We start from the raw sequence: 12,175 nt of genomic DNA, 5'->3' as shown, positions 1-12,175 counted from the left end.
GATATCCCTCGTTGCTTCAAAATGACAAAATCAATATATTTTTAGTTTTATGACAAATTTGAAGTGTTAAAGGTTTTATCCAACATATTATATTTCCTTGGAATTTTAAACGTTCTAATTGTTTTTCCAGGTTTGTGGATTTCCGATGGGTTTTCTACAGCTTACATCAATTTAATTGTTGGTGTGTTTTTAATTTTATTAACTTTTTTAATCGACAAATTTTCACAATACAGAGAAAAGAAAGGCACTTTAACTAAGGATTATGGTAAGAAAATCTATTGGTATTTAGGGGCGTTTGTAATGTTGTGTTTAACTGTAGCTTCAATTGTAAATGAGGGATATCCACAAGTTTTAATGAGCTTTACGATTTTTTTGGGGCTACTTGGAGCAGGTAGAAAAGCTGATTAAAGAATCAGTTTACAGTCCCTGTTATTAAAACAAGCCTATTGTTAAAGTAGCGCATCTAAATAAGTGCATTTAATAATTTTTAAGAATGAAATAAATATAAATAACGTCTAAAAACAATGTTCTAGACGTTATTTACAAGTTACTATTAAAGTTTTTGCAAACTAGAGGAAGACTACTGATTTATCAACATTGGTGTTTTACCATCAGTGATTATCACCTTACTATTATTAGATGTTGATAGTTTATTAAAGGCTTCAATACTACGTAACTGAATAATTTCTTTTGTTAAGCCTTCTGCAAGAATTTTTTGAGCATCACGTTCTGCCTTAGCTTCAATAACCTTTCTTTCTGCCTCTAATTTTGCTTGCTGTATAATAAATTCCATTCGCATAGCATCTTGTTCCGCTTGGAGTTTTTGTTCAATAGAACTGGCTAAACCTCTGGGTAGTTGTATGCTCTTCATAAGTACTGCTATAAGCTCTATGCCATCAGCCTGTTTTTCGAGGTTTATTAGCATTTTCTGCTTTATTTCTTCTTCTATATTTGCGCGCATTCCAGAGTGCATATCTTTGGCATAGAATTTTGCACAAACATCGGATGACGCAGACCTAAAAACACTGGTAATGATGGATTCGTAGTCCTGACCTAAATTTTCTAAAATTATGGGTATTTTTTGAAGTTCTAACCGGTATAGAATAGATATTTCAGACTCCACACTTAATCCTTCTTTTGTGGGCAGATTAAGAATAAGCTTTATGTTATTTGTTTGCGTAGATTCTTTTATAACCTTACTTACAAATGGATTATAGAAAATGGTACCTTGTGTAGAAATATTTTTTGAAAATTTACCTAATGTTTGTTTTACACCTGCCTCACCAGGCCTTACTACGGCACAGCTAGAGCAAATTAGCGCTAATGCTGCTAGATGAATAATTTTTGTTTTCATAACGATTTTTCTTTTTTTTATTTTGTTTATAATAGTTTATTTTAAAACTCTAAATTAATCAAGTTTTAACATATATTTTTATTAATATTTATAATGATTATCATAATAATTATTTATGATATAAACGAAAGCAATCAAGCCTATTTTTGAGATAGAATTTAATGAAATTACGGAAAGGGAAATAAAGAAATAAAGCTAGTAGAAAAACTATAGCACTACATGAAAAAACTTAGTTGGCGTACAAAAACAATGGAGATTTTAAAAGCTTTTTAAACAAGATATTATAGGGTAATCTGTTTGCCATATTTCAGATGTGTAGCCGCTAAAAACACTTAAGTTTATTATTTGGTTAAAGGTTGAAACCCTTCAACTTCGTTGCTGTTTCAAAGTTAGTAGCCTTCAATTTTTAATGGTTTAGTTAACCCAGTTCTAGCGCAATTTCTACCATGCCTTTAAAGGTAGTTTCACGCTCTTTGGCTGTGGTACGTTCGCCTGTGACCAAAGAATCAGAAATGGTTAAAATGGTTAGTGCTTTAACGTTGTGTTTGGCTGCAATAGTGTACAAACCAGCAGTTTCCATGTCTACGCAAAGTACTCCGAATTTAGACCATTTTTTGTAAGATTCGAAATCATCTGCATAAAATTCGTCTGAAGTAAACACATTGCCCGCCTTTATGGGGATGTGTTTTGTTTTTGCAGTTTCTACTGCCTGTTGAAATAACTCGAAGTTTGCAGTGGGTGCGTAGTCTGCACCGCTAAAGCGAAGTTCGTTAACACCAGAATTTGAGGACGCTGCCATGGCCAAAACAATATCCCTTATTTTTATGTGTTTTTGGTAAGAACCAGAACTGCCCACGCGAATTAAGTTTTTTACACCATAATCGGTAATAAGTTCGTGTGCATAAATAGATATGGAAGGTACGCCCATGCCTGTTCCCATAACTGAAATAGGTTTACCATTGTAAGTGCCGGTATACCCTAACATACCTCTTACTTTGTTGAAACAAACGGGGTGTTCTAAAAAGGTTTCTGCAATCCATTTTGCCCTTAGTGGGTCTCCTGGAAGTAAAATGGTTTCGGCAATGTCTCCCTTTTTTGCTTCTATATGAATACTCATAAACTTTAAATTAATAGGTTGAATTTGATGTTTTACCACTAACTATAGCAATACCTGATGATGTGCCCAAGCGCTCAACGCCAAGGTTAATATACTCTAAGGCGGTTTTAGCATCTTTAATACCACCCGAAGCTTTTATTTTTACACAGTCTTTACACACGCTTTTCATAAGTTTAACATCGTGTATTGAGGCGCCTCTTGTACCAAAACCGGTGGATGTTTTAATAAAATCTGCACCACTGTGTACCGCCAATTCACTGGCTTTTATTATTTCTAGGTCGTCTAAATAACAGGTTTCTAAAATAACTTTTAAAATGGTGTTGGGTAATTGGTTTTTTACGGCTTCAATATCTTTCCAAACTGCATCAAAATCTTTGCTTTTTAAAAGGCCTATATTCATCACCATATCAATTTCATCAGCACCATCTTCAACAGCAGTTTTAGCTTCGGCTACTTTAGCACTTGTACTAGCGGCACCTAAAGGAAAACCTATTACGGAGCATACCTTTACATTACTATCTTTTAGTTGTGCTTTGGCTAAAGCAACATAAGCGCTATTTACGCAAACCGAGAAAAAATTATGGGTTTTGGCTTCTTCACATAAATTTATAATCTCTTGTTTTGTGGCGTTTGCCTTTAAGAGTGTATGGTCTATATAGCGATTTAAAGATTTCATATATATTAAGGTTTTATTTCAAATAAGCTGTTAGCCTTTTACAAAGGTATTTATTATAGTTGTATTGCAGTTTTATAACACAAAAATTATTCAATATTTAAAAACAAACCCTCTAATATCTGCTAATAAAAAAATGTTAGTTGATAATTATTTGCTAAATCTTGCTAGGTAAGGTAAATTTATCAAGTTCTATTTTTTAAAATATATTTATGAAACAGTCTTTCATTATCATTTTAACAGCCATTTTGTATAGCTGTAATTCTTCAAAAAAAGAAACCAATCAAGTAGCGGGTTCTAATACAACTTCAACCATAAATAAAGATATAAGTGTAGCAGCCCCAAAGCTAGATTTAGAGCAAGCACTTAAGTTGGCAGAATTGCCTTTGCATTGTATAAATATAGAATATCCAAACCGTTTATCACAAACTTTGGGAAGTGATGAAGATTTAAAATCGCCCACAACGTTACACCCTGCGTTTTATGGATGTTTCGATTGGCATTCGTCGGTTCACGGACATTGGAGTTTGGTAAGTTTATTAAAGTCGTTTCCAAACATTAGTAATGCCAAAACCATAAAGCAACGTTTGCTCAATAACATTTCAAAAGAAAATATAGAGGCAGAAGTTGCTTATTTTAAGGGAAAACACAATGGGTCTTACGAGCGAACTTATGGTTGGGCGTGGTTGTTAAAACTCGCTGAAGCATTACATACTTGGGATGACGATACCGCAAGAGAGTTAGAACAAAACTTACAGCCGCTTACCAATTTAATTATTGAGAAGTACATGGAGTTTTTACCAAAATTAAATTACCCGTTACGGGTGGGTACTCATACCAATACTGCTTTTGGTTTATCGTTTGCTTACGATTATGCCCAAACTGTTAATAATGATGCTTTAAAAAAAGCTATTAAAGACCGTGCGCTATTTTTTTACGCAAAAGACCAAAATTGCCCTATGAGTTGGGAACCCAGCGGTAGCGATTTTTTATCGCCATGCCTTGAGGAAGCAGCATTAATGAAACGTTTACTACCGCTTGAAGATTTTAAAGTATGGTTAGATGATTTTTTGCCACAACTAAAACAACACGATTTTAACATTGAAGTAGGTTTGGTATCTGATAGAACCGATGGCCATTTGGTGCATTTAGATGGTGTTAATTTTTCACGAGCATGGAATTTGTATAAAATAGCTGAAGATTTGCCAGAGTATAATCATCTTAAACCTGTAGCAAATCAGCATATTAATTATTCATTACCAAGCATTTTTGGTGATGACTATATGGGAGGCCATTGGTTGGGGAGTTTTGCTATTTATGCATTGAACGCTTCTAAATTGTAACTGTTTTTTGTTAAACAAATTTTAATTGTTCAAAGTTTTAACGTTGGAAGTTTTATTTTTATGGCTATAACTAAAATAACCCACAAAAATGAAATTACCCTTAAAGCTCTTTACATTAGCTATAGTAGTATTTACAAGTTTTGGGATGGCTCAAAATCCTTTAATTAACTTTCCAGCAATTAGTCCGGATGGTACAACCATAGCCTTTAACTATCAAGGTGATATTTGGACAGCAAACATTAATGGCGAAAACCCAAAACGTTTAACCGTTCATGAAGCTTATGATACTAAACCTGTTTGGGGTGCAGATGGAACGTCTATAGCTTTTATTAGTGAGCGATTTGGAAATAACGATGTATACGTAATGCCCGCTACAGGAGGAGCACCCAAACGAATAACATACCATTCTACTTCTGACATTGTAACAGATTATACCCCAGAGGGCAACATCCTTTTTTCAACAAGACGAAACTTTGTGCAAGTAGAACGCGAATACGAAACACATATAGTTAATGAAGATGGCGGTACACCAAGGCGCTTTTTAGACGCTACTGGTTTTGATGCGGCGCTATCACCCAACGGAAAGTTTGTAGTGTTTGTTAAGGGAAGTTGTAGGTTAGAGCGAGAAGCGTATAGAGGGCCTGCAAATAGAGACATTTGGTTGTACAACATTAAAAAAGACAGTTACACAAAACTAACCGATTATGATGGTAACGACTTTTACCCGCAATGGGGAGACAACAATACTATTTATTTTCAATCTTCTAGAACAGGCAAGTATAATGTGCATAAACTTACCATAAACGATGCTGGTGATAAACAAGGCACTATATCACAAATTACTAATTTTACCGATATGGGTATTTTTTCGTTTCAAGTAAGTAAGAACGGAAAAGATATTGTGCTAACCAAAGGTAATATGGTGTATGTGGTTAATGCTAACACAAAAGCACAAAACCCAATACGTATTACTATAGAAGCAGATTATAGGTTTGATCCTGTTGTGCATAAAACTTACAGTAGTGATGTTGACGAAATAGCTATTTCGCCCAATGGCGATTATGCAGCTATCAATATCAGGGGTGAAATCTTTATTCGCGAAACTTCAAAAGATAAAAAACGAACGGTTAATGTAACAAGATCGTCTTTTAGAGATACAAATGCAACGTGGTTAAACGATTCAACATTACTTTTTATTTCTGATAGAGACGGACAAAAAGATGTGTATTTGGTAACATCTGACAATGAAGAGGAATCAGATTTATTTAAGACCTTAAAGCATAAAATAGAACGCGTTACTAAAACAGCTGAGGATGAAAGCAACCTGGTTTTGTCTCCTAATGGAAATGCAATTGCTTACAATCTTGGTAGAGGACAATTAGTGGTAGCTAATATTGATAGTAAAGGTAAACTCTCTAATAAAAAAACCTTGTTAGATGGTTGGGCAACAGCAAGTGGTGTGTCTTGGTCTCCAGATTCTAAATGGTTAGCATATAGTTTAAGCGATTTAGATTTTAATTCTGAAATCTATATTCATAAAGCTGATAATAGCAAAACACCAGTAAATATTTCAATGCATCCAAAACAGGATAGAGGTCCGGTTTGGAGTCCTGATGGAAAAAAATTAATGTTTTCTTCAAATAGAAATAATAGTGATTATGATGTTTGGTTTACTTGGTTAACAAAAGCCGATTGGGAAAAAACAACCGAAGATTGGGAAGAAGCTGCAGATGAAGATGAAAACGGAAACGACAAAAAAAGCGATAAAAAAGATAACACCACAAAAGTAAAGGATGTGGTTATTGATTTTGAAGATATACACGAACGTCAAGTGCAGGTAACATCTTTCGTAGGTGGCGAGTTTGGGCAATTGTTTTCTAAAGATTCTAAAACTATTTATTATACCACAGGAAATGGGAGTAGAGGTGATGCAGATGTAGAATCAGACTTGTTTAAAATTCAATGGGATGGTAAAGATAAAAAGGCAATAACTACTAATAATACAAGACCTTCTAATATTACAGTAGATAAAAAATTATCAAAGCTATATTTAACCAAAAGAGGCGGAAGTCTTTCTAGTATTAGCTTATCTAACGATAAAAGTGAAGCTTTGTCATTCTCGGCGAAGTTGGATATTGATTATAATGTAGAGTCGCAACAAATATTTAACGAAGCTTGGAAAGCTATAAAAGACGGGTTTTACGATCCAGATTTTCATGGGCAAGATTGGGACACTTTAAGAAAAAAGTACGAGACTTTAGCTTTAAATGCTTCAACCCGAACAGATTTTCAATCCATATTTAATTGGATGCTTGGACAAATTAATGCAAGCCACATGGGGCTGTATCGTGTAGAAACTAGAGAAGATTTACAAAGGGAAACAACGGGATTATTGGGTGTTGAACTGGAGCCGACAACTAAAGGGACTTTAAAAGTAACTTCGGTAGTACCCACAATGCCAGGGGATAGGAGTGCTAGTGAAATTTTAGTGGGCGATATTATTACCGCTGTAAATGGTAATAGCATTAACAAATCAACCAATATTTACGAGTTTTTAGAAGGTACTGCAAATGAGAAAATTTACCTTGAAATAACTCGCGGTAGTGCTTCAAAAGAAGTTGTAATTAGACCCAAAAGTAGTAATCGTACAGAAAATTATAATGCTTGGGTAAAAGAGCGTAAGCGTTTAACCGAAGTATATTCTAAAGGAAAATTAGGATACATTCACATTCAAGGTATGAACTGGACCAGTTTTGAGCGTTTTGAGCGTGAATTAACTGCTGCGGGACTTGGTAAGGAAGGTATTGTTATAGACGTAAGATTTAATGGTGGAGGTTGGACTACCGATTACCTTATGGCCGTTTTGAATGTAAAACAACATGCATATACAGTGCCAAGAGGTGCAGCTAAAAATCTAGAAGCTGAACATACTAAATTCATCAACCATTATCCTTACAGTGAGCGTTTGCCTTTAGCGGCATGGACAAAACCATCAATTGCATTATGTAACCAAAACAGTTACTCTAATGCAGAAATATTTTCGCATGCGTACAAAACCTTAGATATTGGAACACTTGTAGGCGTACCAACGTTTGGTGCAGTAATATCTACAGGTGGTACAGGTTTAATTGATGGTTCTTATGTAAGAATGCCATTTAGGGGCTGGTATGTTAAAGCTACTAAATCTAACATGGAATTAGGGCCTGCTGTACCCGATATTGTGGTATATAACAATCCTGACGATAAGGCAAAACATAGAGATACGCAACTTAAAAAAGCAGTAGATGAATTATTGAGTCAATTAAAATAGTATATTGAGGAAACTATTTTAATTTGAAAACCTTTTTTAAAAATATTGGTCCTGGGCCATTGGTAGCGGCAGCTTTCATTGGCCCAGGTACAGTTACGGTCTGTACGCTAGCGGGCGTTCAATTTGGCTTTACCTTGCTATGGGCTATGGTTTTGTCGGTTATCGCAACAATAGTACTCCAAGAAATGACGGTAAGGTTAGGGCTGGTTACCAAAAAAGGCTTGTCTGAAGTTATTAGGCAAGAACTAAGCACACCTCTTGTTAGAGGATTTTCAATTATCTTAATATTGTCTGCTATTGTTATTGGAAATGCAGCTTACCAAGGCGGTAATATTAGTGGTGGCGTTTTGGGTTTAGAAACCTTATTTGGCGCATCATCTATTAATTTTGGTCATCTACAGCTAAACAGTTATAGTTTAATTATAGGTGTAATTGCTTTTGTGTTACTCTACACTGGTAATTATAAAATTATAGAACGTTTCCTTGTTTTTTTGGTCATTTTAATGAGTTTAGCGTTTTTAACAACAGCAATACTTACAAAACCAGATGTGTCAGCATTATTTAAAGGCGCTTTAATCCCAAAGTTTCCAGAGGGCAGTACCTTTTTAATCATTGCTCTAATAGGTACTACCGTTGTGCCTTATAACTTATTTTTGCATGCATCATTAGTAAAAGAAAAGTGGAAAGCGGTAAGCGATTTAAGTTATGCAAGAAAAGATACTATTATTGCAATAGCATTGGGTGGTATAGTGTCTATGAGTATAATAATTTCAGCAGCGGCAATAACAAGCGCGGAAGTTAGTAATGCTGCCGATTTAGCTTTGGCTCTAGAGCCCTTATTTGGAGGTTTTGCAAAATACGTTTTAGCTACAGGGCTTTTTTCTGCGGGAATAACAAGTGCTATAACAGCACCTTTAGCAGCGGCTTATGTGGCAACAGGCTGCTTAGGTTGGCATTCTAGTTTAAAATCTGCTAGATTTAGAGCGGTATGGAGTATTGTTTTAGTTTTAGGAGTGTTGCTATCGTCTTCTGGTTTAAAACCAATTCAAATTATTAAATTTGCTCAAGTGGCTAATGGTATTTTGCTACCAGTTATTGTTGGGTTTTTGTTATGGGTAATGAATAGAAATACATTATTGGGCACATATAAAAATAGCAAAGTAAATAATATATTTGGAGGGCTTATCTTTTTAATTAGTTTGCTTTTAGCAGTAGCTGCTATAAACAAGGTTTTTAACTTAAATGTGTTTTAATGTATCCAAAATCAATAGATATAAATGCAGATTTGGGTGAAGGTATTGGGAATGAGGCGCAACTTATGCCTTTAATTTCCTCTTGCAATATTGCATGTGGTGGACACGCTGGAGACGAAAGTGTAATGCATAAAGTAGTAATGCTGGCCAACCAACATCGTGTTAAAATTGGGGCACACCCTTCGTTTCCAGATACTGAAAATTTTGGTAGAGTACCTATGAATATGCCATGTGTGGCGTTATTTCAATCTATAGAAACCCAAATACGTACGTTAATAGATATTTTAAACCAAGAGCACGCCATTCTTCACCATGTAAAACCACATGGAGCTTTATATAACATGGCAGCTAAAGACGAGAGGATTGCAACAATAATGGTTGAAGTAATGAAAAGTATGCACTTGCCAGTAAATCTTTATGTACCATATGCATCGGTTATTGCAGACATTGCTATTAAAAATAAAATACCAATTACCTATGAAGCTTTTGCCGATAGAAATTACAATGATGATTTAACATTGGTTTCAAGAGATAAGGAAAACGCTGTATTAACAAATGAAGATGCTGTATTTCAGCATGTTTATAGGATAATTTCGGAAGGAAAGGTAAAAACAATTACGGGGAAGTGTGTAGAAATTAAAGCACAAACCTTTTGCATACATGGCGATAATCCAAAAGCAATTGGTTTGCTAAATCGATTAAAAAAAACACTAGAATCCAAAGGGATACGTATACAATAGCCCATGAAATTTGAATTGAAATATAAACAATTTGGTGACTGTTCAATTCTTGTGGAATGGCCTCAAAACATCAACAAAACAATTCTCTACGATATTTTAGCTTTTAAAGCGAAGCTAGAAAACAGTAATTTTTTTACTATTGAAGGTTTAACCCATGCCTATGCATCACTCTTAATCACTTACCATAGAAGAAATTTTAATTTCTCTTCTGAACTGAAACGCATAAAAGCGATTTATGAAACGTTAGAAGTAAAAAACCTACCAAAAAGGCATTTATGGAAAATACCCGTGTGTTACGATTTAAGTTTTGGCATTGATTTAGAGTGGCTTTCAGAAGAAAAGAAAATGAGTATTGATACTATTATTGAAACACACTCAAGTGCGATCTACACTGTTTATTTTATAGGATTTTTGCCCGGGTTTTTATACTTAGGAGGCTTACATGAATTACTAACTACTCCAAGAAGGGCTTCACCACGATTAAAGATTAAAGAAGGTGCTGTAGCTGTAGGTGGCGCACAAACTGGAGTTTATCCTGTTGAAAGCCCTGGTGGTTGGCACATTATTGGAAATTCCCCCATTTGCTTTTTCGATGTTTTAAAAGAAGCGCCTTGTTTTGCAAAAGCTGGTGATGCTATCCAGTTTTATCCTGTTGCCTTAAACGATTATAAAGAGATTAAAACCTTAGTTAACACAAACACTTTTAAAATAGAAAGCGAGGAGTTGGATGATTAAGATAATAAAAGCTGGGTTTTATAGCTCTATTCAAGACTTTGGACGCCTAGGACATCAGCATTACGGTGTTCCCATTTCTGGGGTTATGGACAAAAGAGCCGCAAGAGTAGCCAATACTTTAGTTGGAAACCAAGAAAATGCTGCGGTATTAGAAATAACTATGAGTGGCCCTACATTAAAGTTTAATTGTTCGTCGGTTATCGCCATCGCAGGAGGAGATTTAAGTCCTAAGTTAAATGGCATTACCGTAAAAAATAATAAGTTGATAGCGGTAAATAAAGGCGATGTTTTAAGTTTTGGACAACTAACTTCTGGTTTTCGTAGTTATTTGGCAGTTTCTGGAGGTTTTTTAACTAGAGAAGTTTTAGGTAGCAAAAGCATGTATCCTTACATATATAAACATCAAACCATACAAAATGGTGATGTTTTAGAAATTGCCCAAAAAACCACTTTAGAGCAAAAACGCTATGCTACTGTAGCAGTAAATGATGCTTATTTAAAATCTTCTACACTAGAGGTTTTAAAAGGTCCTGAGTTTCACAGGTTAAGTGTAACTCAAAAAAAACAACTTTTTGAGAATACGTTTACTGTTTCAAAAGAAAATAACCGTATGGCATATCAACTTGGGGAAATACTACAAAATAACCTAGACCCCATTATTACATCGCCTGTGTTGCCAGGTACGGTACAATTAACACCAGCGGGAAAATTAATTGTTTTAATGCGAGATTGCCAAACTACAGGAGGTTATCCTAGAGTGTTGCAATTAACGGACGTTGCAATAAATATATTGGCACAAAAATACACAGGAAATTTAATAGGATTTAAGCTTATAAGTTAAAGATTAACTTTTATATCCTTTAAAACATCTAAAGACACTTCACTTTTTTGCGATGTTTCCATGTAGCGTCTGTAAATTTTAGAATTTCGTTTTTGTAAGGTATCTTTCTCTGGTTTAAGCATGGTTGAAGTGCCAATTCTATCTGCACCAGATTCTAGGTATTTTACAGCTGTTTCAAAATCTTGAATACCACCAGACGCTTTAATTTTAGCATTGTCTTTTACGGTTTTCTTCATAATTTTTACTGCGGTAAAAGTGGCGCCGCCAGATGCAAAACCTGTTGATGTTTTAACAAAGTCTGCGTTGGCATCAACTGCAATTTCGCAGGCTTTTACAATCTCATTTTTATTTAATTCTGAAATCTCAATAATTACTTTTAATGTAACGTTGCCAATAGCGCGTTTCACATCAGATATATCTCGTAAAACAGAAACGTAATTTCTACTTTTAAGGTAACTTAAATTAATAACCATATCAATTTCATCCGCGCCGTCTTCAATAGCATGTGTTGCTTCAGAAATTTTGCTTTCAGTAGACATTGCACCAAGCGGGAAACCAACCACGGTGCATATTTTAACATTAGTATCTTTTAAAAGTTCTTTGGCTAATTTTACATAGCAGCCGTTAATACAAACTGAATGGTAGGTGTTGGCTTTTGCTATTTTGCACAGATTTATAATATCTCTTTCTGTGGCAGTGGGCTTTAAAAATGTATAATCTATATAGTTAGATAAATTCATAAAATAAAAGTAGGTTTCCTTTAAAAATTAATACTTATTACTTAAGCTTATTGGGGCTATAAGCACTGT

The 12,175-nt window shown here is 34.7% G+C and carries 11 protein-coding genes; 7 read left to right on the top strand and 4 right to left on the bottom strand.

The window, feature by feature from the left end:
- The first annotated feature begins 63 nt into the window (after window positions 1-63).
- Window positions 64-408 (top strand): hypothetical protein, encoded by a 345-nt coding sequence (locus tag CLV33_RS04750; RefSeq protein WP_105472929.1) that lies wholly within the window; start codon window positions 64-66, stop codon window positions 406-408.
- 172 nt (window positions 409-580) lie between these two features.
- Here the strand turns inward: CLV33_RS04750 and CLV33_RS04745 are convergent, their stop codons facing one another.
- The 3 genes from CLV33_RS04745 to deoC (CLV33_RS04735) form a co-directional block, all read right to left on the bottom strand.
- Window positions 581-1,354, bottom strand: a complete 774-nt coding sequence (locus CLV33_RS04745) for a prohibitin family protein (RefSeq protein WP_045371251.1) — start codon at window positions 1,352-1,354, stop codon at window positions 581-583.
- Window positions 1,355-1,772: 418 nt separating this feature from the next.
- Window positions 1,773-2,471: a purine-nucleoside phosphorylase gene (deoD, locus tag CLV33_RS04740; RefSeq protein ID WP_105472928.1), complete on the bottom strand. Its 699-nt coding sequence runs from the start codon at window positions 2,469-2,471 to the stop codon at window positions 1,773-1,775.
- A 10-nt stretch (window positions 2,472-2,481) separates the two neighbouring features.
- Window positions 2,482-3,147, bottom strand: a complete 666-nt coding sequence (deoC, locus tag CLV33_RS04735; protein ID WP_105472927.1) for a deoxyribose-phosphate aldolase — start codon at window positions 3,145-3,147, stop codon at window positions 2,482-2,484.
- 209 nt (window positions 3,148-3,356) lie between these two features.
- Here deoC (CLV33_RS04735) and CLV33_RS04730 point away from each other — a divergent pair, with 209 nt between their 5' ends.
- From CLV33_RS04730 to CLV33_RS04705, 6 genes are all read left to right on the top strand, one after another.
- Complete coding sequence (locus tag CLV33_RS04730; protein WP_105472926.1) at window positions 3,357-4,487, top strand: DUF2891 domain-containing protein; 1,131 nt, start codon at window positions 3,357-3,359, stop codon at window positions 4,485-4,487.
- An 88-nt stretch (window positions 4,488-4,575) separates the two neighbouring features.
- A complete protein-coding gene (locus CLV33_RS04725; RefSeq protein ID WP_105472925.1) occupies window positions 4,576-7,797 on the top strand; it encodes a S41 family peptidase in 3,222 nt (1,073 codons plus the stop codon).
- 23 nt (window positions 7,798-7,820) lie between these two features.
- Window positions 7,821-9,050 (top strand): Nramp family divalent metal transporter, encoded by a 1,230-nt coding sequence (locus tag CLV33_RS04720; RefSeq protein WP_105472924.1) that lies wholly within the window; start codon window positions 7,821-7,823, stop codon window positions 9,048-9,050.
- A complete protein-coding gene (pxpA, locus tag CLV33_RS04715) occupies window positions 9,050-9,790 on the top strand; it encodes a 5-oxoprolinase subunit PxpA (protein WP_105472923.1) in 741 nt (246 codons plus the stop codon). The genes CLV33_RS04720 and pxpA overlap by 1 nt, the downstream gene beginning before the upstream one ends.
- Before the next feature lie 3 nt (window positions 9,791-9,793).
- On the top strand, window positions 9,794-10,525 hold the full coding sequence (pxpB, locus tag CLV33_RS04710; protein ID WP_105472922.1) for a 5-oxoprolinase subunit PxpB: 732 nt from the start codon (window positions 9,794-9,796) through the stop codon (window positions 10,523-10,525).
- On the top strand, window positions 10,518-11,366 hold the full coding sequence (locus CLV33_RS04705) for a 5-oxoprolinase subunit C family protein (RefSeq protein WP_042248956.1): 849 nt from the start codon (window positions 10,518-10,520) through the stop codon (window positions 11,364-11,366). The genes pxpB and CLV33_RS04705 overlap by 8 nt, the downstream gene beginning before the upstream one ends.
- Here the strand turns inward: CLV33_RS04705 and deoC (CLV33_RS04700) are convergent.
- Window positions 11,363-12,106: a deoxyribose-phosphate aldolase gene (gene deoC, locus CLV33_RS04700; RefSeq protein WP_042245843.1), complete on the bottom strand. Its 744-nt coding sequence runs from the start codon at window positions 12,104-12,106 to the stop codon at window positions 11,363-11,365. The two genes, CLV33_RS04705 and deoC (CLV33_RS04700), sit on opposite strands and share 4 nt — an antisense overlap.
- Between the last annotated feature and the right edge of the window lie 69 nt (window positions 12,107-12,175).

The organism is Jejuia pallidilutea (assembly GCF_002973595.1).
GTDB lineage: Bacteria > Bacteroidota > Bacteroidia > Flavobacteriales > Flavobacteriaceae > Jejuia > Jejuia pallidilutea.
This window is presented reverse-complemented; position numbering and strand designations above follow the sequence as displayed.